This window comes from Agrobacterium fabrum str. C58, from assembly GCF_000092025.1.
Lineage (GTDB): Bacteria > Pseudomonadota > Alphaproteobacteria > Rhizobiales > Rhizobiaceae > Agrobacterium > Agrobacterium fabrum.
Genome location: NC_003062.2, coordinates 428031 through 452481 on the forward strand (window position 1 = coordinate 428031; position 24451 = coordinate 452481).

Consider the following 24451-nt stretch of genomic DNA (forward strand, 5'->3'; position numbering starts at 1 on the left):
GGTAAATATGGGTTGCTTGTTGCGGACTTTTGCGGCCGATCAGGCAAACCATGGCCCGACACCTGGGTCGGGCCATGGCGATTTGCCGATTGAATTTTCAGGCGGAAACGGCCGCAAGACCCTTTGCGAGATCTTCCAGCAGATCGTCGGTATCCTCGATGCCGCAGGAAAGGCGCAGGGTGCCTCCGGAAATGCCGAGTTCGGCACGCGCCTCGTCGGAGAGGTTCTTGTGTGTCGTCGTACCGGGATGGGTGATGAGGCTCTTGGCATCGCCGAGATTGTTGGAAATCTTCACGATCTCAAGCGCGTTCTGCAACTTGAAGGCTGCGTCCTTGCCGCCCTTCAGTTCGAAGGCCACCAAAGTGGAGCCTCCGGACATCTGCCGTGCGATGATATCCGCCTGCGGATGATCGGCGCGGCCGGGATAGATGACCTTGGCGACCTTGCCGCTATCGGCGAGGAAATCGGCGATCTTCGCGGCATTCTCCGTCTGCTGCTTGACGCGAAGCGGCAGGGTCTCGATGCCCTTCAGAAGCGTCCAGGCGTTGAACGGCGACATGGCCGGGCCCGTATGGCGGAAATAGTCCTGCAGCTCTTCTTCGATCCACTTCTTGTCGGAGAGGATCACGCCACCCAGGCAGCGGCCCTGGCCGTCAATATGTTTGGTGGCCGAATAAACCACGATATGGGCGCCGAGTTCGAGCGGCTTCTGGAAAAGCGGCGTCGCAAAGACGTTATCGACCACCACTTTCGCGCCGATCTGGTTGGCGAGCTTCGCCACACCGGCAATATCAACCACTTCGAGCGTCGGGTTGGTCGGGCTTTCAAGGAAGAACAGCTTGGTGTTCGGCTGGATCGCCTTTTCCCAATTGTCGAGATCACGTCCGTCGATCAGCGTGCATTCGATGCCGTATTTCGGTGCGAGCGTTTCCACCACCCAGCGGCAGGAGCCGAAAAGGGCTCGTGCGGCAACGATGTGATCGCCGGCGCGCAGCTGGCACATGATGGCGGCGGTGACGGCGGCCATGCCGGAGGCAAGCGCGCGCGCGTCTTCCGCGCCTTCCAGCAGGCACATGCGCTTTTCGAACATGTCATTGGTCGGGCTGGCGTAGCGGGCGTAGATGAAGCCATCCGTTTCGCCCTTGAAGCGGGCTTCGGCGGCTTCGGAGTTTTCGTAAACGAAACCCTGGGTCAGATAGATCGCTTCCGACGTTTCACCATAGGGTGAGCGTAGCGTACCGCCGTGAACGAGCTGGGTTGCCGGGCGCCATTTATTGCTCATGTGATCACCTTCAAAACAAAAAAACCGGCCGCAAAAGCAGACCGGTTCCTAGCACCCGGTCTTTTTAGCCACTTGTTTAACGTGGCTGCAAGCCGACCGGCCAAATCACCACGGGATAAGCTTGCCATACTGCCGTTACCGGCTTGCGTCAATGCTTTCCTTTTGGTTTTGTCGCCGTAAAAAGGAATGATGACCATGACGAGAACCACGGGGACGAGAACCACGGGCATTTTGGCGGATGGCGCAATCCGGGCGCTGTTTGCGGGCGACAAGCTGAAAAGCGAGGCCGATCTCGATGTCGACCAGGTGCAGCCCGCCAGCCTCGATCTGCGGCTCGGCTCGAAAGCTTACCGCGTCCGCGCCAGCTTCATGCCTGGCCCCGGAACCCGCGTCATCGACAAGCTCAACCGCTTCAGCCTGCACGAGGTCGATCTCAGCCAGGGTGCGGTGCTGGAAACCGGCTGTGTCTATATCGTTCCCTTGATGGAAAGCCTTGCTCTGCCGGCGGACATGTCGGCCTCAGCCAATCCGAAAAGCTCGACCGGCCGGCTTGATATATTCACCCGCGTGATGACCGACAATGCCCAGGAATTTGACAAGATTCCGGCTGGCTATACTGGTCCGCTTTATCTGGAAATCAGCCCGCGCACTTTCCCCATCGTGGTGCGCCGCGGCTCGCGCCTGTCGCAGATTCGCTTCCGCATCGGCCACGCACTTCTCAATGAAAGTGAAGTGCTGAAGCTGCACGAGACGGAAACGCTGGTAGCTAGCGAAAACCCGAACGTGACGGGCGGCGGCATTGCGCTGTCGATCGACCTCAAGGGTTTCGGTGAGAACGGGCTGATCGGTTACCGCGGCAAACATCATACGGCGGTGGTGGATGTCGACAAGAAGGCCCAGCACGATGTCCTCGATTTCTGGGAACCGCTCTTCGCGCGCGGGCGTGCGGAACTGATCCTCGATCCGGATGAATTCTATATCCTCGTTTCACGCGAAGCCGTGCATGTGCCACCGCTTTATGCAGCCGAAATGACGCCTTTCGACCCGTTGGTGGGCGAATTCCGCGTGCATTACGCCGGTTTCTTCGATCCTGGCTTCGGCCATGCGCAGGCCGGCGGCACCGGCAGCCGCGCCGTACTTGAAGTCCGCAGCCACGAGGTGCCCTTCATCCTGGAACACGGCCAGATCGTCGGCCGGCTGGTTTACGAACACATGCTGGAAAAACCGGAAGGCCTCTATGGCACCGGCCTCGGCTCAAACTATCAGGCGCAGGGGCTGAAGCTCTCCAAACATTTCCGCGCCGAATAATGAACCCCGGCGGGCCGCTTGACACCCGCCGCGAACTGTCCGATGTCTTAGCCTGCGCGGGTGTAGCTCAATGGTAGAGCAGCAGCTTCCCAAGCTGAATACGAGGGTTCGATTCCCTTCACCCGCTCCACCTTATTTCTCAGGGCTTCTAGCCGATTATGATTGTTGAAGAAGCTGCGAATTTTACAGGTTGTTTTACACACGGTGTTCACCGTTTGACCTCTTTACCTATTGTCTTTGTGCTTCGATGGTAGGTTTTAAGTAGTGTAAATTGGCTTCGAAATCTCTTTTCAAACATGCCCATAAAGGTTCGGTAAATGTGGCCAGCGCTTGCAAGGTGCCTTGTTCCCAAATAGACAATCCAGATGTTGAATGCAGAGACTGGAGAGTGACGTGGCTGAGATTATCTACGGCGATCAGCATGTGTCGATGGCGCAACGCCAGCTCGTTGAAGTTTTTGGCGCGGGCAACGTACCGGGCACTCTGTATCTCGGTTACCCAATACTACTGAACGCACAGGGCAACGTTAAGGTTGACGCGCTCTATGTGTCTCCCTTTCACGGAGTTTGGGCATTCGATTTGGAGCACGGGAACAATGACCCGGGGAAACAGGAGGAGTTCGAAGAAATCGAATCCTCTACCGAGCGTCTCTACAACGCACTTCATTCAAAACTATTGGAGGACGATGGCCTCGTTAAGCGCTCCAAGCTACAGGTGCCTGTCAACGTCATAACGCTATCAGTAGATCAATCTTTTGATGACGAATACGTACGCTTTCTAACTATCGACCAAGTTAATAGCGCACTGCAGCAAGGTGTCGAGATTCCCCGAGCGTATTATGAGCGCCTGTGCTCGGTAATCGAGCGAACAGCAACTATCCGACCTAAAAAACAAAGGGCGGCTGTCAGCAAAACCGGATCGCGTGGAGCGATAATCAAAGAGATCGAAAAGAAAATTGCTAACCTCGATGCTTTTCAGAAAAAGGCTGCGATAGAAATTCCGTCCGGCGTTCAGCGCATTCGTGGCTTAGCAGGTTCCGGTAAGACCATCGTACTGGCATTGAAGGCTGCTTTTTTACACACGAAAAACCCCGACTGGCAGATTGTAATAACCTTTCAGACTAGAACTCTTTATCAGCAATTCCGCAGGCTAGTGCGTCAGTTCTGTTTTGAGTTCTCGAAAAGCGAACCTGACTGGTCCAAGCTTTTAGTGATGCATGCTTGGGGTGGCGCGACGACACCGGGCCTCTACACCAGCTTCGCGGAAGCTGCATCGCTTAAAAAAATGACGTTCTCTGAGGCGTCCAGCAAATATGGTCAGAATGGCGCATTTAGAGGGGCGTGCAGCGAATTGCTACAGGCATCGAAAGCTGGTGGCGAGATTCGTCCAATTTACGATGTAATTCTTATAGACGAAGCCCAAGATTTCCCCGCAGAGTTTTTTGAACTGGTTTTTCTATATACGAAAGACCCCAAGCGAATCGTATACGCCTACGATGAACTTCAAAACCTGTCTGACTTCGACATGCTCCCGGCAGAGAGCCTATTTGGCGTTCGGCCAGATGGCACACCGAACGTTGAATTGCGAAACGAACCCGGCAGGGCAAGAAGCGATATTGTCTTGCCGATATGCTATAGAAACTCGCCTTGGAATCTGACAGCCGCACACGGCCTCGGTTTCGGTACGGCGCGCGAACAAGCACCGAATGAACCGAGCAACCTTATCCAACTCTTCGATGGATCTGAACTCTGGACCGATATTGGCTATTCTATAGTGCAGGGCCCGCTGACGGCTGGATCGCATGTCCGGCTCCGTCGTGATGAGGCTTCGACACCGGCATTTTTTTCCGAGCTTTTGAGTCCAGAGGAAAGCTTGAGGTTCATTCAGTTCGACACATTGGGGGATGAGGTTGAATGGGTCGCTAACCAGATCGCCTCGAATGTAAATGAAGATGAGCTTGAACTTGATGATATCCTAGTTGTCATACCCGATCCGTACACTTCGCGATCGATCGGTGGAAAGCTTATAAAGAGTTTAGGTGCCCGAGGAATTGGGGGGCATCTCGTCGGCGTGACCAGTTCGCTTGATGAGGTTTTCACCTCCAACAGCGTGGCGATAACGTCGATCTACAGAGCAAAAGGCAATGAAGCCCCTTTTGTCTACGTCTTAGGTGCTGAGTCGTGTTCTCAGGGCTTCGGCCTAGCGCGGAAGAGAAATATGCTCTTCACAGCTATGACGCGCTCGAGAGCTTGGGTGAGGGTCACGGGGACTGGTCCTTCAATGGCTAACCTAATCGCGGAATTCAACCGAATCCGGCAATCGAACTTCGAACTGAATTTCATTTATCCAACCCAAGAGGACCTGAAGAAAATACGGCTTCTGCATAGAGACCGGCCGCAGGACGAGATCGATGGTCTTCGTCAAGACCAAGCAGCAGTTGAGAGAATTTTGTTGCTACTAAAGAGCGGGCAAATCAGCGCATCATCATTGTCCCCTGAAATACAAGCGGTCTTCCGGAACATCCAATAATGAACCATCTGGCCTTGACCTCATATCTAGGAACGCTGGCAGAAGTCGGGTTTGTTAACGAATTCAGACAAGTCGTTCCAACAAGAACGACAAACATAACTACTATAGAGGTGGGCGACACATCAAAGATTTCTGGCGATGAAACTGGCGCAGATATCGCGGAGGGAAGCACAATCCATTACCTCGCGTGTCTACGGCAGGCAAAATACTCCTGTATATTGTTTGATGGATCACTCGTGCAGCTAAAATATAGCACCTGTGAAGGGCGAATAACCAATCATAGATATCTCTATTTTCCGTGCCCCGCCAAGCTCGATTTGCGGTCAACTGCTGATGAAACGATTTATGACATTGTCGACGACGCCTGTCTTGCAGGGGCGCTAGACGCGCCTCGGCTTGGCTTCATGCGGTTCGACTTTGAGCCACCTAAGCGCGAGCAGGACCGAAGACCTCCTGGGGAACATCCTGATGCGCACATCCATATAGGTATTGGCAGTTGTCGTATTCCACTGGTCTCGCCGATTAGTGTGGACGAGTTTTTTTCTTTCCTCCTCAAGTTCTACTATGCAGAGTTTTGGGACCATCAGGTGCATGGGCAGTCTAGATTTCGCGAGCCAAGAACAATCCTTCCATTGGAACAAGGATTTTTTCATTTTGGTTGGATCAGGCCCACGCCGTGAATCATCCAGATTTATCTTTGCTTTTACTGTTGAGCATGTTGATATGTTCCAATGTCGCTGAATTGCGGCCCACATACCGGCGGATAATTTTTCCGACTGTCTCCTCCTCCCACGCCATGATTTCGGCGATCACGCGCACCGAAAGGCCTGCGTTATAGAATTTTGTCGCGGCTGTACCTCGTAGGTCGTGGAAGTGGAGATCGCGTTCGAGCATTTTCGCTTTCTCTTTCGCCCGCCAAAACATCGTATTCAATCCGCTAGGCTTCCATGGCTTCTTTTTGGAGCTGGTAAGGATGACGGGCGAGCGCTTTGGGATGCGCTCAAGAATTTCATTCAGTGCATCATAACGCGGTATGATCGCTTCGCGCTTGTGCCTACTTTTGCCGGTCGAAATTATGATGGCATCGGGTCCGACATGCGACCATGAAAGCTTAAGTAGATCGCTGACGCGCAAGCCGGTGTGGGCGGCAAGGTCAATCACCCATTTCACCTCGTCAGAGCATTCTGCTTTGACTTGCGCAATGTCGGCGTCCGTCCAGATGATTTCTGAGCGGTCGGAGCTATATAGATGCTTGATGCCTTCGGCTGGATTTGCACTCAGCTTTCCCATCGGATCAACGCCATGGGATAGGATGCGGGATAAAACCTGCATGCCCGTGTCTGCAGCCCGGGGTGTGTCGCTATACTGGCCGCGCCATTGCCGGATGCGGGGGCGAATTTTGTCAGTGCGGTTGAATTGCGCAATGCTCAGATTACCGAAGTGTTCGGAAATGCGATCAATCCAAGGCGACCACACGCGCTTCGTCGAATCGGCGAGCTTCTTAAACTCTGTTGCTTTGTAGTGGGTGATGATTGAGCGGAAGCGTCCGCTTTCCGGTTCCATGCGGTTTGCAATGGCTTCGTTATAGGATGCCATGAAAGCAGCCGTTCCCGGGTGGCCGTCGAGCCTTGGGCCACCGCGCCAAGCGTAATAGTAAACATTGCCCTTGGCCTTTACGGTGTGGATGCCCTTTAGCTCAACTGTAACCATGCTTCTTATCAAACTCCGCAAGTTCGCGGTCCAAATCGTCTTCGTCGTTCTGTGCCGGAGGCGTAAAATGCCATCGAAATGTGCCGTCTGGCAATGTGTCCAGCGCGGTCGGCGTCATGCCGTTCTTTTTCAAGGCCTCAAGCGTAGCGGTCACGTCGCGAACTCGGAGGGTAGGGCGACGTTGTTTTCTGTGAGCGGCTGGTATGGCGGCGGTCATGTTGTACCGTTCTCAGTGACTTTGATTGCGAGCGCGGGCGACACCCGCCCGCGCTTTGGCTGAAATCAGGCCGACATTTCCGGCTTGCCCGCGAACTTCGGCAGGCCAAGTTCTGCGGCGGTTTCGTGCAGGGCGAAGGTCACGGCCTTGGTGATGTGGGTATCGGGCCGGTAAAGCATGCAGGTCCACGAAAGCTTGCCTTCGCGAAGGCGGTAGCGCAGGCGCACGGGCAAGCGAATGCTTTCACCCTGGAAAAACGGCGCGATATTGAGGACGAAGACGCCCGGCACGGTGATCGGGTCGCCGTTGGCGTTCTTGTGGTCTTCCTCGAAAACGATCTGGCTTTCACCGGTTTGCAATTTCACAGCCGTCTTGACGCGGGTTTCGGCGTTGATCTGCAAGCCCTGCGACAGCACTACCAGTTCATTCGGATAGGCCACTTTGGCCTTGAACAGCAATTCGAGGTCTTTCACCTCGTCAGAGTCCGGCGAGGCCAGTTCGGCGATATGGTCTTCGATGAATTCCGCAAACTCGTTCTGCGTCAGGGCCTTGCCATTGATGCTCTGCCAAGCTTTCCATTCTTCGGAAAGCGGGAACGCATAGTGCACGCGGTGCTTGCCGTTGTCCGGGTCGTCGCCGTGATAGTCGATGACGGCGGTGAACGTGGGGTCGCGCCAGTCCGTCACCGCAAAGATGACGCTGTTTTCCGTCTGGTGGCGCTCGACAAGCTGGACGAAGGATTCCAGCGTCTCGGCATAGGCGGTGCCCTGCTTGCGCTCCGGGCGGGTGCGCCACGGTGCGAAGATCGCGGACACGTCCGCCAGCCTGCCGCTGGTCGGGTCCAGCAGCGCCGGGACGGTGGAGGGAATGCCCTTGGCGTCGGCAGGTGCCGGAACCTGCACAATCGCGGCGTTGGTCAAAGCCGCGAGCTTTGCGATTTCGGCGACGGCGGTTTGGGTGAGTTGGTCCATTTCAGTTCCTCTGTTGGTGCGCCGGTCACTGGCCGGTCGCGGTTGCTAAAGTTGGGAAATCAGCTTGCGGAGACTTCGCGCGGCGTGAACATGTCGTGCTGGCGGGGATGCTCGGTCGAAAGCGCGCCGTCTTCGACAACCCAAAAGACCGAATTCTTGCGCGGCAGCTTCGGGGTCTTGGATTCCATGTCGGCGGCAATCGTCACCATGCCGTCCTTGACGGACAGGGACAGTTTCAAGGTCACTGAACCCTTGAAGCTCTGCATGGGGTTGGCTTCGGACATGTCCGAAAGCTTTTCCAGCGTCTGGCCGATCTCGGCGGAAAAGGCGGGGTTTAGCTGCCCGTTTTCCAGCATGCCGATGATGGTGGAGGCATCGTGTATTTTCTTCATGCGGATGGTTCCTTGTGGTTTGGAGGAAGGTCACACGCGCGCGGCGGCGGCGTGATAGCGTTCGATTTCGGCGAGCCGGGTGGCGCAAAGCGCCGCGCCGCCGATGATCGAAAGGATGAGAACCGCAGCGACGCAGGCCAGAAAGAAGCGGCAATAGGGTTGCTCGCGTTCCTTGCGGAATGTGCCAAGCTGCTGGCGGTTAAGCGGGTACATCGGGGAAATCTGGATCAAAGCTACCTCCATCCGTTCGGGAAACCGCCTCGCGGGAGGCGGAAACCGGAGCGGACGTTTCAGGCTGCGGCCATGCCGTCACAGAAGCCTGTGAAGGCGTCGTCGTACCAATCGAGCTTCTTGGCTTCGTCCATTGTGGCGCGGTTCAACTCGTCGGCGTACTGCCAAAGGTCATTCGCCATTTCGAGGGCGCTTGCCGCCGCAATCGCCTCGTTCGCAGCTTCGCGCAGGCGCGCATGCAACGGCTTCGGAGTTTCGTCCTCATCTTCATCTTCGGTGATGGTCGGTGGGACAAAGTTGCGTTCCGCGACTTCTGCACAATGACGCAGATACAAGGCGCGCTGCCGAATCTTCTTTACATCGGTATCCATTTTGCTCTCCGGTGATGCGGTTGGATGATGGCCCGAAGGCCATCGCCGAACGGCATCAGGCGGCCTCGCGTGCGTCCTGAACGCGCATGTCATGGAAGCGGGCAATAGCTGCATCGCCGCAGCGGTGGATTTCGTCAGCGGTGAACCATTCCCGAAGGTCGGCTTTCGTGCAGCCTTCGCCCACGCGCTGGATGGCGTCCGCCATTGCCTGCGTCAGTTCGGTGTCGTTCACGGTATTAATGCGCATTCCGGTATCTCCTGATTGGGTGGGGCGAGCCTTTTTCCTCATGCTCAGGAGGGCTTTTCAGCGGGACAAGCGGCCTGCGACGAAGCCGATTGCGACCAGCAGGACGCTGGAAACGAGGTCCATGGCGAAGGAAAAGAAGAGGGCCTGCATCGTAACGAGAAGGCCCGCCGCCGTTGCCAAGGCGATATTCTTCGCGGTCGCCATGGTTAGAGGTACTTGGCCAGATCAAGCTCAACAGTGGACGCGATTTTCGCAAGCACTGCTTTTTCGTCGTCGGAAATGCCGCCACTGTCCGCCACGTCCAGCGCGACCAGAAGCACGGTTTCGCTCATGTCGTGGTCGGCCTTGATGTCTTCGATTTCCTTGAAAAGACCGGCCTTGCCAACGCGGCCCACGGCGCGGCTGCACATTTTGTCCATCGTCGTTTCGATGGCGCGGGCATCGAACGCGCCAGAAAGGGCGGCGTTGGACTTCACGGCGGCGACGGCGGCCAGAAGCTCCTTATCGTCAAGCTCGCCGTCAGCGGTGGCGACGAGGGCGGACGCGGCGCAAACCGCTTCCAGAAAATCGGTCTTGCCGGAAAACTTCTTTGCCTTGTCTCCGACGAGGCTTTTGAACATTGCAAGCATAAGGCTTCATCCTTCTTTCGTTGAGGGAGCCGGGCGGCATGTTCACATTTCGAGGGTGCGCCGCCCGGCAGTCTGCCGCGCCGCAGAGAGGTTTAGCGGCTCGGATGGCGGCGATAGTAAGCACAGCTTTAAAATGCTTGCAAGCCATACTTTAAAATGAAAGCGCTAAAAAACGATTCGACAAGGTCGGAAAAAGAATCAATTATTGGAACACAAAGAGAACAAACGGAGAGAAAAGGATGCAATCGGGTGCCGGTGCGACACTAAACCAAGTGCTTTCGCTTTCTATTGAGTGTGGGGATTGTGGCCGTATGCGCTGGCGGAAGCCGCAGGAACTTTACCGATTGCGCGGGGTGACCCCATCTACGCAGATTGCGGAATTGGGCAGTCGATTGGTTTGCTCAGCCTGCCAATCAGAAGGATCGGATGGCCGAAATATTTCGATCCAAGCAGCATTTTCGTTTGAAACGGACCGCATCCGGGCGGAGGCTTGGCGCATTAATAGCCAAGCAGTTCGCGAAGCGGGATGATGCGCCACATGTTCTTGATGGCATACTGGTCAAACTGTAGTTCCTTTGGCGGATTGTATTGTTCGCAGACTATAGCGCCCTTCGTCCGCCCTTTGAGCTTCTTCACATATGCCTTGCCGACTGTCGCGCCCTCGTCTGGGAACATTTCAATAACCACGTGATCCCCTGCTACAGCCTCGCGCCCGCCGACATAGATGAGTTCGCCGGGGTCGTATCTTGGAATCATGCTGTCACTGAGTACGTGGAGTGCGAAGACTTTCCTAAGATGCGCAATTCCTGGGGGTCTTCGAACATACCCGGACACTTCGCCGTTCAAGGTGAAATCTCCGTCATCTCCGCCGACAGCTACCCCCAAGACCTCAACGTCCATAGGGCCTGTCGGCGCAGGTCCGAAATCTGTGACCTGTTCGGCGTCGGCGAGGGCTTCCTCTTCATCAAGATACCGCAGCGAACCGTTGCTGAGCGCAACAGGATCGATTCGCAGCTTTTGCGAGATGGCTTGCAGATGCTCCATGGCAATAGCATTCGCGCCGCGTTCCCAGTTGCCGACTGCGCCAGTGCTGACGCCACCCGCTTCGGCTAGATCGCGCATAACCAAGCCGCGCCGAATACGTGCGGTTCTAATGGCTTGGCCAATTTTTTTTCTAAGTTCGATGTGATCCATGGCCGCGATGAAAGGGGAACTTTCATCTTTCGTCCATTTAAGTATAGCTTGCATCGATTTTAAAGCTGTGCTTTTAATCGCGCTCATGGAAACGAACCTCAATCAGAATGGGTTAATCGCAGTAAAAGGTGCCGCAGGCGGCGCTAGCGCGATTGCGCGCGCGATTGGGGTAACCCCGCAAGCGGTGGCGCAGTGGAAGGCAATTCCGCCAGAGCATGTCCTTAAGCTCGAAAAAGCCTTCGGTGTTTCCCGCCATATTCAGCGCGCGGACGTGTTCGGACCCGCTGAGTTGGAGGCCGCAGAATGAGCGGCGTCTTTTCCGTTTCGCGCGGCCAATCCTCCCGGCCTGCTGCGACCCGCGCCGGTGCGCTTTCCTTCTTCTCGCCCGGCGCGGGCAACTCTCGTTTTGCATGTGGGCCTCCGTAACTTCCTGACGCCCTGAAACTCTCATCTCCAATCAATTCCCACCACGGGAAAAACGCCGGGATTTTCCCGGCGCGGGAAAGGTATTGTCTCATGATTTCAAACGCATGGTTTCACCGCATCAAAGCCGCGCAACGTGACCTTATCCGCCTCGTGGGCGGTATCGAGCGTGCTGCGGAAATTTCCTCGATCTCGAAAAGCCACATCGGGCGCATGAACAATGCGACCGACCCGGAATTGATGCCGCTGCACGCTGTCTATGCGCTGGAAAGCGAATGCGGCGTGCCGGTCGTCACCTCTGCGATGGCGGAACTTAACGGGCGGCGGCTGGCCGACCCGGAAAATGAGCGCGCCGCCGAACAGTGCGTCGTCGTCACCTATTCCGAAATGGTGCGCAAGGCTGGCGATCTGATTTCCGGCGGCGCAGTTGCTATTGCCGACATGGTTGTGACGCCAGCCGAAGCGACCAAAATGGACCGTGACGCGGCGGAACTGGGAGCCGGTCTGGCCGCATTTCGCAAGGCGCTCGCCAGTGTGAAAGCCAAGGGCGGTCACAAGGTCGGGCTTAGCGTTGTCGGGGGTGCGGAATGAAGCGCCAGACCGATCCGGCTATCACCGAACTGATGAAGCGCCCCTTGTCCGAACGTGCAAGGGGCTTTTTGCGGCATGTGAAATGCGAGGGCGGCAAGTTGGATTTGTCCGCTCTTGGCCTCGCTTACCATATCGTCGCCGAAGAATGCCGCAACTGCGGCTATCTCCACATTGCCGCCGATGGAGAGACTGCGAAGCTTACCGGCTTGGGGCAGGCGTACCTTGATCGTTTGATGAGGTCGCACTGATGGCCCCTTACAAGCAAGTCAAGCTTCCCAAGCCCGGCCCGAACGCTCTTGCGATCATTACCACAGCCGTTCGCGATGGTGTAGTGACGGTCGAATCGCAGCAGCAGGGTATCAGCGCGAATAAGTCCGTCAGCAACGGTTACCTGACGCGGGACAAGAAAGACGCCAAGACCTATTACCCGACCGACCGCGCCCGCGAAATGCTGGCGATGCTGGAAGGCATTGCGGAGCCGGGCGACATGCCGGAACGCGAAACGGAAACCGCCGTGGTGCCGGTCGTGGACGCTTCCGGATTGGTCGCCACGGTAGAGCGGGCGCGTGCGCTGCTGGACGAAGGCGACGTTATGAACGCCCGCATCGTCGCATCGGTCGCCTATAATCAGGCGAAGACCGCCGCGCAATTCGCCGAACAGATCGGCGCAACCGAAAAGCTGGTCGCCAAGGCTCGGCGCATGCAGGCCGACGCGCTTTTGATCGAAGCCCGCGCGAAAATCCTCATTGCCGACAAATGGGATGAGGCGAAAGCGGCGGGAACTGCATCTTCCGGCGGCAGGCCGAAAACCACTTCCGATGGAAGTGGTTTTTTCGTTGCTGACACGGGACTCTCAAGTAAGGAACTTGTTGAGGCCCGCAAGCTCGCTGCGGCGGAACATCGTGAACCCGGCATTGTAGAGCGTGCAATTCAGGCGCGTCTTGCCGCCGGGCTGGAACCGACGAAGGCTAACCTTCGTGCGGCGGTCGGCACGGCCAGCGCCACGAAGGAAGAGCGCGGGGCGAACCTCTACGAGACGCCGCCGGAAGCGATGTTTACGCTGTTGGCGCTGGAAGAATTTTCCGCATGCGTGCTGGAACCCGCCTGCGGACGCGGTGCCATCTCGCGCATGCTGGAAGCGTTTCACTACGGCGTCGTGTTGGCCGATATCAACGATTACGGTACGGCGGATAGCAACGGCGAATTGCAGGCGGTGCAGGATTTCTTGACCTCGCAGCCGGACGAACCGGGTTCGTACGATATCGTCACCAATCCGCCCTACGGCGACGTGCTGAACGCCTTCGTCGCCCACGCCCTGCGGATTTACCAGCCGCGCAAGATGGCGCTTTTGCTCAATCTGAATTTCCTCTGCGGGTTCGCGGACGACGACCGCAATTTCGTTATGGACGATTGCCCGCCCGCACGCGTCTACGTTTTCAAGCGCCGTCTCCCGATGATGCACCGCGACGGATGGGAAGGAAACAAAGCCAGCAGCCGCATGAATACGGCGTGGTTTGTTTGGGAGCGTGACGAGTCCGGAAATTACGGCAGCGCCACCGTGGTCCGCCGTGTGGATTGGAAGGATTTCCAGCCGCAGGAAACCGCCGTCACGGCGGAAAGCGAGGCGGCATGATGACCATCGCTTTCTTCATAGTCGGTTTGTTGACCTGCCTTTGCGCGGGCGTCCGTTTCAACGAATGCCGCCTTGATCTGGTCAGTGGGTCGATCTGCTTCGCTGTTGGCGCACTCGGTGCCAGCATGATGTATCTGGCGATGATGGCGGGCTGAACGATGAATAAGCTTGTCGATCCTGCCCGCGCTCGCGAGCAAAAAGCCGTTGATCGCCTCCGCTACCTTTCGGCGCGCATCGACGGCGACGTATGGGCTTTCGAGCCACGCGGGAACAATATCGCAGTCATCGCCCGCCGTTCGACGGGTGATGAGGCGCTTATCTGCACGCTGCATGCCGACGCCCTGCCGGACGAACGCGACCTGATTTGCGGGGCGGCGGAAAATCTCGCCTTTCTCTTGGGCCTTATCGGTCGGGCGTCTGATGCCGTTCGGAACCTGAAAAAGCAGCTGGAGGCGCAGCAAACCGCCGCCGTGCGGAAAAAGTACGCGGCGCAGGCTGCAATCCTGCTTTCAGACCGCACCTTCCAGCGCTTCCTTGAAATCAAGGGCGCGGGCGGGCCGGTGCGCGACAAGGCGCAGGCCCACACGCGTTTGAAAAGCATCCTCGCCATTTCCAGCAAAAAAGAAATCGACAACGACCCGCGCGCGCAAGCCGCCTTCCTTCATTTTCGGAAGGACTTCGAAGCGTGGAAAAGAGGGAGTTCCCGGTGAGCGACCGCATCTTTCCAGAAGTTTCCATCCCCTACGGCGACAAGTCCACGAAGGCCATGCAGATCACATGCGCCTGCTGCGGTGCTGTCGCCTATTTCCCGCATCAAACCGGGGTCAATCGCAAGCCGCCAATCGCGGCAACACAACATTTCCAGAACAAGGGATGGGTGGTCGGCGGCAATCCGCGCAAGGATTTCTGCCCGATCCACGCCGCCCCTGCCAAGCGTAAAGGACAAAAAGCCATGGTGGACACGGTAGCGACGATTGCAGACAAGCCCCGTGAAATGAGCCGCGAGGACCGGCGCATTATCAATGACAAGCTGGACGAGGTTTACGCCAAGGACGCCTATAAATCCCCCTGGACGGATTCTGCCGTGGCAAAGGATTTGGGCGTGCCGCGCGATTGGGTGGCGCAGGTCCGCGACCAGTTCTTCGGCCCGGCTGGCTCGAACCCGCTTTATGACGAGTTCTTGAAAGAGACGAAGCTGGTGGAAGGTGCGTTCCTTGCCTGCGAGGAAGCGACCGCGCGCGCCGAAAAAGCCGCTGCTGACCAGCGCCGGGCGCATGGCGATCTTTGCAAGGCGATGGACAGCTACCGCGTTCTCGCGCGCAAGGTTGAGCGGGAAATCAGCCGATGACCGACCTCATGCCCATCGTTGAAATTCTGGCGGACTGCCAGACGGACGCGGCGCGCGCGGACTGGCTTTTGCGCGCGCCGCAGGGCGTCATCTACCGCGACCACACCACTATCCGCCGGGTTTTGCAGGAGGCGCATTTCACGCTCGGCGTGGACGCGCTGGACGTAGAATTTGCAGCCATCAACGCCACACGCCTGCCGGATGGCGGATTGCCGCATACGGTTGTTCTCGGCGTCCATGCTGTGCGCTCATTCCTGCGCGACGTGGTGCGGAAAGGCGGTGCACAGTGATGGAACCGGATCACGGCGCAATGTCGCGCGCATGGTCATGGCGTCACGCGGTCGGTAAATCCGGCCTTCCGCCGATCACGCGCCTTGTGCTGCATACGCTTGGCCTGAAAATGGATGCGACCGGTGGTTCCTGCTATCCGCCGATTTCGGAACTGGTGGACCTGACGGGCCTCGACAAGAAAACCGTCCTGAAACACCTCGAAATCGCCGAAGAAAGCGGTTGGATTGTCGTCACGCAACACGGATTTCGCGGCCAGAAATGGAAGCGGAACGAATATGTTGCGCGCTGGCCGGGGCGCGACCTTTCCGGCAATGCCGCCAGCACCGAAGATAACGAAGGCGGTGGAAATCCTCCACCGCGTTCCGTCGCCAAGGCGGTGGAAATCGTTCCCGAAGGTGGTGGAAATGACGACCGGAAGGTGGTGGAGGAGTTCCACCAAGATAAGAATCTTCCAACTAACATTCCAGAAAACTCTCCAGCCGCTGGCGCGGAAGAGGGAGTTTTGAAAAAGGTTGATCGAAAAAAGATAGAGCACGCTTTCACGCTGTGGTTCGCGATGTGGAAAAAGGGTGATGTCGAATATGCCCGCAACGCGTGGTTCGCTCTTTCCCCGGAAGATCGGACCGAGTGCGTGGAGCGGACGCCTGCCTATCTTCGTTGGGCCAAGCCTGCCGATCTGATGGCCGCAGCGGTCTACCTCAAAAACCGTCACTGGCGCGACCTGCCGGAACATGTTCTTGCGGAGCCGATCAACGCCCATGGCATTGCCAAGGTTTGCGGCAAGCTCTGGATGGGAACGCGTTTTGAGGCGTTGTCGAAAGAGCCGACCGGCCTGCTGTATGTGACCAGCTTTGACGAAACCCGTATCGCCAAGGGCATGATTTCCCGCGAACAGCTTATGTTCGAAAAGCGCCGTGACAATGGCTGGCCACTCGTCAACACCATGCGAGACCTCGCCCGTCGCCGCGAGCCTTTCAACACCTCGCTCTCGCTTCTCCCCTTGGTGCAGGGCTTCCGGCAGGTGCACCGCGACAGCGATGTGTTCGCGGCTTGGAAGCACCTGCATGAGCGCAACGGCTGGCCTTTCATCGAACATCCGCCCGAATGGGTCTACTTCCCCCCGGTCGATGACGGGGCTGACGATCTTGAAGCGGCGGTTGATGCCGCGCTTTCCAAATTTCTTTCCACCATCAGCGAGGGACGCAACAATGATGCATAACGTGAAGATTTATGCCGCCAGCAAGCCGGTCAACCCGGAGCTTTATGACCTGTCGCGTTTTGCGTCTCTGTTCGACCAGATGCAGAACACGAAGCGACTCAACGTCACAATGCTTTCTATGGCGGCGGAGAATCAGCCGGGGAAACACGAATGGTTCGTGGTGGAGACGAAGCATAAGGCGGAAAAAGCTGTTGAAGACGCCCTTCGGAAAGCTGGCGTGAAAGTTTTTCTCCCGCTCGAAACCATCGGTGAAACGGTCGTTCGCGGTCGCATTATCCCTGCTGTCTCGCGTCCTCTTCTGCCGGGATATGTACTGGTCAACATCGTCTATTCTCCCGCCGCAGTCTGCGGTATTGCCCGGCTGGAAGGTGTCGCGGGCTTCGTTGGCGGGATGGTTCACCCTCATCGTGTATCAGACGAGGAAATGAATCGTTTCAAGGCTTTCGGCGATGACGAGACTGCGCCTGACGTGAAGCACTGCGAACAGTTCAAGCGCGGCGATAAGGTTCGTTTCGTGCTTGGCCCCTTCGCGAGTTTCGGCGGCAACATCCTGAAATTGCGCAAGGATCGGGCCGTTGACGGCGAGCGCGTTGCTACCGGCGCTGTGGTGGCGGTGGACGTGTTCGGCAAGGTTTCGACCATCGAAGCCCCTCTTGCATTGCTCGAACAGTTGTGACTATGCATAGCGCAGGATGATCTGCTGATCCTGTGCAGGCGCGCCGGTTTCGACCGGCGAGTGGGGTTCCAAAACCTCCACGCTGGTAAGCCGGGGCGGACCCTGTCTTGACCCTCTCGCCAGAGAGACCGATTCAAGGCCAGTGCGACAGCTATATCATCGGCGGACTTGAGCAAAGGCGACCCTAACCCGGTCGCCTTTTTCGTTTGCATAGGGTGTAGGCAACTTCCGGGAAAATCTGACGATGGCTGTTCTGTCCATGAAATGGGCCGACCGCAATCTTGCGGAGTACGGCGACCGTATAGCGGAACTCAAACGGCGCTTCCCGACAGTTCTGCCGCGCATCGTCAATCAGGTCGGCAACAGGACGAAAACCGTTGTCATCCGCGAATTGACGAAACAGACGGGATTGCCGCGCGCCACCATCGTAAAGGCCATCGGCAATCCGGCAACCGCAAAGCCGGGCCGGTTCGTCTATGACATGACCACGCGGGGCGGCAACATTCGCCTTAAATATCTGCGCCCGAAGGAAACCGAAGCCGGCGTCGTGGCGCGACCATTCGGCAAGCCGATGCTCTATCCCGGCGCGTTCCTGCGTGGTGGACAGTTCCCCGACCGTAAGCTGGTGGCGCAGTTTAACGGCCATGCCTATTACCGGCTCAACCGCTCCGGCACGAAGATCACCTTCGCCCGCTCGGGGGTCTTCATCCCGAAGGAAATGACCAGCGGTGCGACAGCCGCAGCATTCCAGCGCATTGCAGCGCCCTTGCTGAAAGAGCGGGTCGAAGCCGCCCTTGCCAAGCTGGTCCCCTGACTGGCCACCCCGACCCTCGCCCTTGACCCGCCCCATACCCCCCTCGGTCGGGTCCTCCCCCAAAAGAGGCCAAGTAGCGGGTGTGGGCGACTGCGGGATTTCGCTCTGTGAAGAAAATTATAGGGGGGTTCCACCGCCCTTTCAGTGGAATCGGAATCAGATGGCAAAGAGCTATCCTGACGAGTTGCGTGAACAGGTTGTGGCCTTCATGGACGAGGGCCATACGGTTCGGGAAGCGGCGGCAAAGTTCAACGTCAGCCCGAGTTTCGCGGCCAAATCGCACAAGAAACATGCGGAAGCTGGCGAAAGCCTCCCGCTGCTTAACGAAACAGCACCTGCCGAACCGGAAAAGCCCTCGCTCGATATCGAAATCACCGCGTCCGAACTGGCGGAACTGCTGAAGGTTTCGAAGCGGGCGGTATCTGATTTCGTAGAGCGTGGAATCGTGGTGAAGACAGAACGGAATCGCTTCGATCTTCGCCAGTCCATCCAGCTTTACTGTGAGCATTTGCGTGGTGTTGCCGCCGGTCGTGGCGGTGACGGCGCGGATGTTCTGACTGCTGAACGCGCCCGACTGGCGCGCGAACAGGCCGACCAGACGGCCATGAAAAACGCAGCCATGCGCGGCGAACTGATTTCGATGACAGACGTGCGCAACGAATGGGTTTCGATAGGCCGACGCATCCGCAACGCCGTTCTGTCTGTGCCTTCGCGCTGTCGGCAGATGCTCCCGCATCTCACGACCTACGATGTGGACCTGATCGGTGAAGAAATCCGGTCGGCGCTTACCGAACTTGGTGACGAGGACGATGACAACGGCGCTGGCGACATTGCGGCGAGCGGTATGGGACAGCCTGTTGCCGCCGCCGAAACTTCGGCTGTCGGATTGGATTGAACATACCGTCCATTTGCCGGAGGGCGTTTCATCGCTGACCGGCAAGGTTCGGCTGTGGCCCCCGCAGCGTGAAATCGCCGACGCCATTGGCGATAGCGCGATTGAGCGGGTAACGCTGGTCAAGCCGGTCCGCGTCGGCTTCAGCATGTCGGTGGAACACGACTTCGGTTGCGGTGCGACCGATTTCCGCTTCGGCTATCACAACCCCGGCCAAGCGTAAGCCGCCTGCCTGACTTCGTTGGGGGAGCCGCCCGGCTCTCCCTTTCTTCGTCACGTTGATCGCAAGGAAGATCACCATGAAAAACTATCGAGGCCCCGCCGACACGGTGGAAGTCACCGCGCCCGCCGATGTCAATTCCGGCGACGGCGTTCTTGTTGGCAAGCTGTTCGGCGTAGCGGAGTTTTCCGCCAAGGCTGGTCAGCGCGTCAATATTTCCCGCTCGGGCATTTTCGCCCTGCCCAAGACGAACGCGCAGGCATGGGCCGAAGGCGCAGTCCTTTATTGGGATGGTACCAAGCTGACCACCGCCGATAATGCTGGCGCAAATACCAAGGTCGGTTACGCCGCCGCCGTCGCCGCCAATCCGTCGGCGACCGGCGACCTCATCTTGCATCAGTAAGATGGTGGACTGGCGAAAACTGGAAGCCGCCGTTGACCGGAAGGTTGGCGGCGCTTTTGGCGAAACGGTCCGCTTGTCGTTCATGTCGAACGGCAGGGCGGCCCCGGACCGCCCGCAGATCGTCATCCGCTGCGAGGCCCTTCACACGGAAGACGACACAACGCGACCGGCAGGCAATGCCGTCAGCGGCCCTCATCGCGTTCGCTTCGCTGCGGCGGATGCCGTTCTGTTCATTGATCGCTCGACATACCAAGGCCCGGTGCTTCAATCCGGTGACCGGGTGCGCGCGATGGACCGGGCTGGCGAACCGGCTTGGTCGGTTGATTTTGTCAGCGACCGGCATAGCAACCTTATCGCTGTCGCCCTGAAAGAGATTTAGGAGCCTCCTCCATGTCCTTCATCCGGTTTGCTGCCCGCATCTGCGCCGTGGAGGCGATCAAGGGAAACACGGTTGTCGGTTCCAACGTGCTGGACAGCGAAATCGGCGTGCTTGATATCGCTGCCGATGGCTCCTTGCGGACGGATAAAGATAAGCCTTTCATCTCCGTCTACACGGACGGCTCGAAATTGATAGAGGGCCTTGAGCTTCGCTCGCTGGCATCGCCGGGGCAACTCGATATCGTTTTTGAAGCTGGCGTGACCACGGCGCACGCCGTCACCGATACCGAGACGGACGAAAGCGTTATTCTCGGAATGCCCGCGACCGACGCGACGTTTGAGTTTCACCTTGATATGGCGCTTCGTCAGACCGGCGATGCTCTCAATGACTCGGAGAACGAATGGGCGGAAATCTTCCGCTCTCTCTGTTCGTCGTTTCAATCCGCATCGCGCTCGCGCATCAGCGGCGATACGAACGGCGTGCGGCTTGCTGCGCACCAACTGAAAATCACTGCCAATATGGTGGCCGAACCGTTGTGCGGGCAACCGCTCAATCCCGGCTCTCCTTTCGCCAAATTCGTTGCGAAGTGCGAAAGTGATCTTGCTCCGAATGATCCGTCCATGGCGGAAAAGATCGCCCTTATTCGAGCGCAGCTTTCAGGCGATGCCAACGAATTGCAGACGGCCATGCGGCGCTACGGTCTTATCTATGACGAGGCCGACGCCATGTTGATCACACCTTACGAGGGGTCGCCCTGATGGCCAGTTTGGTGGACCAGATCACGGACCTTTATGTACGGATGGCCGAACTTGAGCGCCGGAACCGCAACCGGCGGCGCAAGGGTACGATTGCGGAAGTCAGCGACGACAAATCCAAGTACCGCGTGAAGCTGTCCGAACAGGCGGGAAAGCCCTATCTGACACCTTGGATCAAGGCGCGGACGCTTGCTGCCGGTGGCGTCAAGGTTGATGTCCTCTACAGCGTCGGCGAACAGGTGGATGTTGTTTCCGAAAACGGCGAAATGACCGATGCCCAGATAGATTTTTCCACCTATAGCGACGACAACGCGCGCGAGAACAGTGACACGCCGTTTCATATCAAGATCGGCGATACCGTCATTGAAGCATCAGCGGGACAGGCGAAAGTCACGTCGCCAAAGGTGATTGTTGAATCGCCGAACGTGCAGCTCGGCGGCGACGGCGGCAAGCGTGTCGCCCGGATCGGCGACCTTGTACATGTCATGTCCGGTTCTTCATCGGGCAAGTGGCCGATTGTCGAAGGCTCGGAACACGTCTTCGCGGTGGACTGAGGAACGCCCCATGAAAAATTACAAGGTTCGAACCGGCTGCGAAATCGCCGGGCGCTGGCGGTCGGCTGGCGAAATCATCCCCCTGACCGACGACGAAGCCCGCGAGCTTGCGCCGCCCTTCGGCAATGTCGTTCTCCCTGAAAAAGAGGATAGCGCCCATGGCAAGCTCAACCGGCGTAAACGGCCAGACCGGCGCACCGCTGAATGATTGAGCGACGTAGGTGTGTTGCTGCCGTCATCGGCGGAGCCATTCGAAAAGGCGCTTGCCGCCGGTATGTCGGATGACCTGCCGATACCTTACGCGGTTCTGATGGACCCCTACCAGACGCCCGCACGGTTTCTGCCGTGGCTGGCCGTGCATCATTCGGTCGATCTCTGGTTTGATGATTGGACCGAAGAGCGCAAGCGGGAGATGATTGCGCAGTGCGCCGGGGTTTCGACGCTCTATCCCGCGTCTCCCTTGGGCGCGCTGAAAGGCACGCTTGCCGGGCTGAAACGCTACCTTGCGTTCGTTGATGCGGAAATCGTGGATCGCATTGCGCATCCGAACCGCTTCACCTTCGGGCGGGCGGTGATCGGACGAACCCCGATAGCGCATCAGCCATTCGTGGCGCATTACCTTGTCCGCGTCACGCTGACAGCGCCGAAGAACCGCTTTCAGATTGGCCGCAGCGCCTTCGGGCGGGCGGCAATGACGGCCATCGACCTTGAGCCTATTCGCCGCGCCAAACACGCCATGAAGACCGCCAAGACGCCGGAAACGATCTATTCGGTTTCCTTCGCATGGCGGCGCGGCATCACCTTTAACGACAACATTTTCATCGACGGAAGCCATGCCATCGGCGGTTACATGGATCGCAAGCGGCTGGATTGAGGGTAACGACACATGCAGCGCACTTCCTTTGCAGAAGCTGAAATCGCCGATCATGCAGATTTCGAAGCCATCGGCTTGCAGGCGCAGGCCGCAACAGATGGTCTTTGGCTGGATGCCATCGGCTATCCTGCCCATTGGGCCGCATTTACCGTCGCGCGTAAATCGGCGCAGGAAATCACGGTTTCGGCTGGCCGTTATGTCGCCGGGGAAATCGTCTTTGCGCAGGAAGCCCCCACCGATATGAACCTTCAGCTTCATATCCCGTTGGCTGCTTCCGACCAGCGTTGGGTTGCGGTCCTGCTTCGCGGCAAGGAAGTGACGGACACGGCAAACCGGCCTTTTGAAACTTCCGATGATCCCGAAACCAGCGTTATCGTGAACCGCACCACGCCGAAGACAATCCGCCGGGTCGTTGAACTCATCGTGCAGCCGGGCGATGCAAACCCGGTCCCGGTCAAGCCGGTAGTTGCCTCCACCGATGCATGTATTGCCTTCGTACTGCTGACCTCTTCGGGCATTGACGCTATCGAGCCGGGCAACAGCGACCGTGTAAAAACCCTCTATGAAGTGGAGGGCCGCGTAACGGCGCTGGAAGTCGATCTGGACGCGCTCTTTATGCGGACCGAGACGATTGAAACGCAGATCGTCAACATCAAGGCCAAGCTGACGGAAATCCCGCGTCCGGTCATTATTCGCCAGATGCAGCGCGACATTGGTGCGGCTCGCCTGAAAGTCGATCTGCCGGACGAGGCACGCGCCTACGTGTTCGATAATGGCTTGATCCCTGACCGTTGGGACATGACGCATGTTGACTGGCTTGCCCGTATTGAAGAGGGTATTCGCTTTGGCTTTGCCGCCGAAGCGCAGGCCCGGCTTGAAGTCCAGGCGGAAGATGATCCGAAGATTTATTTTCGTGGTCGGCGCATGGTGCCAGCCTTTGACGAAGTGACCCGCATCGCGAATACCTCTTTGGATTCGACGCTGCTGATTTCGCAGTTGGTGCATACCGAGATTACCGCCATCCGCAAGGAAGCCTCTCGCGTTCGCGTCACGTATGGTCCGACGCAATGGGCTTGCGAAAATCAGGCTGGCTGGTCGGCTCTCGGCGGCGATGCGCGTGTCGGACAGATATTCAACATCGGCGGCGAGGAATTCCAGATTGTCGATATCCGCGCCAACGGCGGTCCCGGCCATCAAACCTATGGCGTCCGGCAAATCCGATATGAGTCCTATAACGAGGTCTATTGGGAGTACGTCACCGAACAAATCGGCCTAAACGGCTCGATTTATGGACAGACCTTCCTCGTTGCCCAGCCCATGCAGGCGACCAGCCTTGAACTGTCATTTGCCCGTGTCGGCAATGACGGTGATGTGCACGTCCTGATCGTGGAAACCACGACAGGCGGCGTTCCGCGTTTTGATGCGGTGCTGGCAAAAGGCATCCTGAAACACGCCGATATCAAGGTCGGCTGGAATAAGGTTGAACTGCCGATCACGCTGCTGGAAAGCGGGAAGCGCTATGCGTTTGTGACCGTGACGACCGGTGCGCATGCGCTGCATATCTCGGCTTCGAACAAGTACACGGGCGGAACGCAGTTTCTCACGACAGACGGCGCATTTGCGCAAGGGTCGATGGAAACCGATATTTGCTTCAAGCTGAATGCGGCACGCTATCGCAGTCCGCGCACGGTTATTCCGATGCAGGCGCTGAACCTCGCGGATGGCATGACACAAATTGACATGCTGTTTGCCGGTTGGGTGCCGGGTGGTTGCCAGCTTGGATGGGAAATCCGCCCTTCCGGCTCGGCTATCTGGACAGAACTGGACGATGGCGACCCGGCGACAAATCCGCTTGTCGGGCTTCCGGCCTCGGTGGAATTGCGCATGGTCATGATGGGCACGGCTGATTTGCAGCCGATGATCCAGCTCGACGACAAGGCGATTTCGCGCGTGGCCCGTAATCGCAGCACGATGCGGGCAGTCAGCAAGAGCTTGCCGTTCGGTTTTCCCACCACGCATGTCCAGACGCAATACACGCTGGATAGCTTCGATCCGGTGCGACACACCTTCACCCCCGCCATCATGGTGGGCGACACGGTTGTAAGCCCTGATGCGACGGTCGTTACTGTCGATCCGCAAGTGCCGTCGCGCCGGACATATCTTTCAACCTACACGCTCGGCGCTGCGGCCAGCGCAGCGGCATCACGTTCGTAAACGGAACTGCGCCCGACGCCGACCCCGCCGCGTTTCCGCTGAATTATCCTACCATCGTTCGGTCATTGCCGCAGGCGGCGGCGC

Annotated in this window: 34 protein-coding genes, 1 tRNA gene and 1 riboswitch; of the genes, 24 read left to right on the top strand and 11 right to left on the bottom strand. The window is 57.8% G+C overall.

Annotated elements, in window-relative coordinates:
* Positions 1-97: 97 nt before the first annotated feature.
* A complete protein-coding gene (locus ATU_RS02075) occupies positions 98-1282 on the bottom strand; it encodes an O-succinylhomoserine sulfhydrylase (protein ID WP_006310686.1) in 1185 nt (394 codons plus the stop codon).
* 43 nt (positions 1283-1325) lie between these two features.
* Positions 1326-1404: riboswitch (SAM riboswitch) on the bottom strand.
* 73 nt (positions 1405-1477) lie between these two features.
* Here ATU_RS02075 and ATU_RS02085 point away from each other — a divergent pair.
* The 4 genes from ATU_RS02085 (at position 1478) to ATU_RS02100 (ending at position 5799) form a co-directional block, all read left to right on the top strand.
* Positions 1478-2590 (top strand): 2'-deoxycytidine 5'-triphosphate deaminase, encoded by a 1113-nt coding sequence (locus ATU_RS02085; protein WP_010970891.1) that lies wholly within the window; start codon positions 1478-1480, stop codon positions 2588-2590.
* A gap of 56 nt (positions 2591-2646) precedes the next feature.
* A tRNA-Gly gene (locus ATU_RS02090) sits at positions 2647-2720 on the top strand.
* Between the two features lie 263 nt (positions 2721-2983).
* Positions 2984-5119, top strand: a complete 2136-nt coding sequence (locus tag ATU_RS02095) for a DEAD/DEAH box helicase (protein WP_051883810.1) — start codon at positions 2984-2986, stop codon at positions 5117-5119.
* Positions 5119-5799: a DUF2290 domain-containing protein gene (locus ATU_RS02100; protein WP_010970893.1), complete on the top strand. Its 681-nt coding sequence runs from the start codon at positions 5119-5121 to the stop codon at positions 5797-5799. The genes ATU_RS02095 and ATU_RS02100 overlap by 1 nt, the downstream gene beginning before the upstream one ends.
* A 1-nt stretch (position 5800) precedes the next feature.
* Here the strand turns inward: ATU_RS02100 and ATU_RS02105 are convergent, their stop codons facing one another.
* The 10 genes from ATU_RS02105 to ATU_RS02150 all read right to left on the bottom strand — a co-directional run bounded on the left by ATU_RS02105 (position 5801) and on the right by ATU_RS02150 (position 11081).
* Positions 5801-6829 (bottom strand): tyrosine-type recombinase/integrase, encoded by a 1029-nt coding sequence (locus tag ATU_RS02105; RefSeq protein ID WP_010970894.1) that lies wholly within the window; start codon positions 6827-6829, stop codon positions 5801-5803.
* The gene (locus tag ATU_RS02110; protein ID WP_161597236.1) at positions 6816-6983 is read right to left on the bottom strand and encodes a hypothetical protein; all 168 of its coding nucleotides are present in this window, start codon (positions 6981-6983) and stop codon (positions 6816-6818) included. Before ATU_RS02110 ends, ATU_RS02105 begins: the two co-directional genes overlap by 14 nt.
* A gap of 128 nt (positions 6984-7111) precedes the next feature.
* Positions 7112-8017: a YfdQ family protein gene (locus ATU_RS02115; protein ID WP_010972629.1), complete on the bottom strand. Its 906-nt coding sequence runs from the start codon at positions 8015-8017 to the stop codon at positions 7112-7114.
* A gap of 59 nt (positions 8018-8076) precedes the next feature.
* On the bottom strand, positions 8077-8409 hold the full coding sequence (locus ATU_RS02120; protein ID WP_035256169.1) for a hypothetical protein: 333 nt from the start codon (positions 8407-8409) through the stop codon (positions 8077-8079).
* A gap of 30 nt (positions 8410-8439) precedes the next feature.
* Positions 8440-8640, bottom strand: coding sequence for a hypothetical protein (locus ATU_RS02125; RefSeq protein WP_142794440.1), 201 nt, complete (start codon positions 8638-8640; stop codon positions 8440-8442).
* A gap of 59 nt (positions 8641-8699) precedes the next feature.
* Positions 8700-9011: a hypothetical protein gene (locus tag ATU_RS02130; protein WP_035256174.1), complete on the bottom strand. Its 312-nt coding sequence runs from the start codon at positions 9009-9011 to the stop codon at positions 8700-8702.
* Between the two features lie 55 nt (positions 9012-9066).
* Positions 9067-9258: a hypothetical protein gene (locus ATU_RS02135; RefSeq protein ID WP_035256176.1), complete on the bottom strand. Its 192-nt coding sequence runs from the start codon at positions 9256-9258 to the stop codon at positions 9067-9069.
* Between the two features lie 57 nt (positions 9259-9315).
* A complete protein-coding gene (locus ATU_RS02140) occupies positions 9316-9462 on the bottom strand; it encodes a hypothetical protein (protein ID WP_155276033.1) in 147 nt (48 codons plus the stop codon).
* Between the two features lie 2 nt (positions 9463-9464).
* Entirely contained in the window at positions 9465-9887 is a 423-nt protein-coding gene (locus tag ATU_RS02145) for a tellurite resistance TerB family protein (protein ID WP_010972631.1), read from the bottom strand.
* A gap of 498 nt (positions 9888-10385) precedes the next feature.
* Positions 10386-11081, bottom strand: a complete 696-nt coding sequence (locus ATU_RS02150) for an XRE family transcriptional regulator (RefSeq protein WP_010970895.1) — start codon at positions 11079-11081, stop codon at positions 10386-10388.
* On the opposite strand from ATU_RS02150, the gene ATU_RS02155 reads away from it, so the two are divergent.
* The 20 genes from ATU_RS02155 to ATU_RS02250 all read left to right on the top strand — a co-directional run bounded on the left by ATU_RS02155 (position 11080) and on the right by ATU_RS02250 (position 24367).
* Positions 11080-11388, top strand: a complete 309-nt coding sequence (locus ATU_RS02155; protein WP_162180289.1) for a Cro/CI family transcriptional regulator — start codon at positions 11080-11082, stop codon at positions 11386-11388. The two genes, ATU_RS02150 and ATU_RS02155, sit on opposite strands and share 2 nt — an antisense overlap.
* A 209-nt stretch (positions 11389-11597) precedes the next feature.
* Positions 11598-12095, top strand: a complete 498-nt coding sequence (locus ATU_RS02160; RefSeq protein WP_010970897.1) for a hypothetical protein — start codon at positions 11598-11600, stop codon at positions 12093-12095.
* Positions 12092-12343 carry a hypothetical protein gene (locus ATU_RS02165; RefSeq protein ID WP_035256178.1) on the top strand — a complete coding sequence of 84 codons (252 nt, stop codon included), beginning with the start codon at positions 12092-12094 and terminating at the stop codon, positions 12341-12343. The genes ATU_RS02160 and ATU_RS02165 overlap by 4 nt, the downstream gene beginning before the upstream one ends.
* Positions 12343-13728 (top strand): class I SAM-dependent methyltransferase, encoded by a 1386-nt coding sequence (locus ATU_RS02170; RefSeq protein WP_035256180.1) that lies wholly within the window; start codon positions 12343-12345, stop codon positions 13726-13728. Before ATU_RS02165 ends, ATU_RS02170 begins: the two co-directional genes overlap by 1 nt.
* Complete coding sequence (locus ATU_RS02175) at positions 13725-13883, top strand: hypothetical protein (RefSeq protein WP_155276034.1); 159 nt, start codon at positions 13725-13727, stop codon at positions 13881-13883. The genes ATU_RS02170 and ATU_RS02175 overlap by 4 nt, the downstream gene beginning before the upstream one ends.
* A 3-nt stretch (positions 13884-13886) precedes the next feature.
* The gene (locus tag ATU_RS02180) at positions 13887-14438 is read left to right on the top strand and encodes a hypothetical protein (RefSeq protein WP_010972614.1); all 552 of its coding nucleotides are present in this window, start codon (positions 13887-13889) and stop codon (positions 14436-14438) included.
* Complete coding sequence (locus ATU_RS02185) at positions 14435-15076, top strand: hypothetical protein (RefSeq protein WP_035256182.1); 642 nt, start codon at positions 14435-14437, stop codon at positions 15074-15076. The genes ATU_RS02180 and ATU_RS02185 overlap by 4 nt, the downstream gene beginning before the upstream one ends.
* Positions 15073-15366 carry a hypothetical protein gene (locus ATU_RS02190; protein WP_010970900.1) on the top strand — a complete coding sequence of 98 codons (294 nt, stop codon included), beginning with the start codon at positions 15073-15075 and terminating at the stop codon, positions 15364-15366. Before ATU_RS02185 ends, ATU_RS02190 begins: the two co-directional genes overlap by 4 nt.
* Positions 15366-16586 carry a helix-turn-helix domain-containing protein gene (locus ATU_RS02195; RefSeq protein ID WP_010970901.1) on the top strand — a complete coding sequence of 407 codons (1221 nt, stop codon included), beginning with the start codon at positions 15366-15368 and terminating at the stop codon, positions 16584-16586. Before ATU_RS02190 ends, ATU_RS02195 begins: the two co-directional genes overlap by 1 nt.
* Positions 16576-17262 (top strand): transcription termination/antitermination protein NusG, encoded by a 687-nt coding sequence (nusG, locus tag ATU_RS02200; protein ID WP_035256184.1) that lies wholly within the window; start codon positions 16576-16578, stop codon positions 17260-17262. Before ATU_RS02195 ends, nusG begins: the two co-directional genes overlap by 11 nt.
* A 244-nt stretch (positions 17263-17506) precedes the next feature.
* Entirely contained in the window at positions 17507-18076 is a 570-nt protein-coding gene (locus tag ATU_RS02205) for a hypothetical protein (RefSeq protein ID WP_010972632.1), read from the top strand.
* Between the two features lie 160 nt (positions 18077-18236).
* A complete protein-coding gene (locus ATU_RS02210) occupies positions 18237-18971 on the top strand; it encodes a MerR family transcriptional regulator (RefSeq protein WP_162180292.1) in 735 nt (244 codons plus the stop codon).
* Complete coding sequence (locus ATU_RS02215; RefSeq protein WP_236762252.1) at positions 18934-19191, top strand: phage terminase large subunit family protein; 258 nt, start codon at positions 18934-18936, stop codon at positions 19189-19191. The genes ATU_RS02210 and ATU_RS02215 overlap by 38 nt, the downstream gene beginning before the upstream one ends.
* A 76-nt stretch (positions 19192-19267) precedes the next feature.
* Complete coding sequence (locus tag ATU_RS02220; RefSeq protein ID WP_035256187.1) at positions 19268-19591, top strand: DUF2190 family protein; 324 nt, start codon at positions 19268-19270, stop codon at positions 19589-19591.
* A 1-nt stretch (position 19592) separates the two neighbouring features.
* Positions 19593-19970, top strand: coding sequence for a hypothetical protein (locus tag ATU_RS02225; RefSeq protein ID WP_035256189.1), 378 nt, complete (start codon positions 19593-19595; stop codon positions 19968-19970).
* Between the two features lie 11 nt (positions 19971-19981).
* Positions 19982-20728, top strand: a complete 747-nt coding sequence (locus ATU_RS02230) for a hypothetical protein (protein ID WP_010970904.1) — start codon at positions 19982-19984, stop codon at positions 20726-20728.
* Positions 20728-21279, top strand: a complete 552-nt coding sequence (locus tag ATU_RS02235) for a phage baseplate assembly protein V (protein ID WP_010970905.1) — start codon at positions 20728-20730, stop codon at positions 21277-21279. The genes ATU_RS02230 and ATU_RS02235 overlap by 1 nt, the downstream gene beginning before the upstream one ends.
* A 10-nt stretch (positions 21280-21289) precedes the next feature.
* A complete protein-coding gene (locus tag ATU_RS02240) occupies positions 21290-21487 on the top strand; it encodes a hypothetical protein (RefSeq protein WP_035256191.1) in 198 nt (65 codons plus the stop codon).
* A complete protein-coding gene (locus tag ATU_RS02245) occupies positions 21488-22153 on the top strand; it encodes a phage tail protein I (RefSeq protein ID WP_010972633.1) in 666 nt (221 codons plus the stop codon).
* Positions 22154-22165: 12 nt separating this feature from the next.
* Positions 22166-24367 (top strand): hypothetical protein, encoded by a 2202-nt coding sequence (locus tag ATU_RS02250; protein ID WP_010972634.1) that lies wholly within the window; start codon positions 22166-22168, stop codon positions 24365-24367.
* Positions 24368-24451 lie beyond the last annotated feature (84 nt).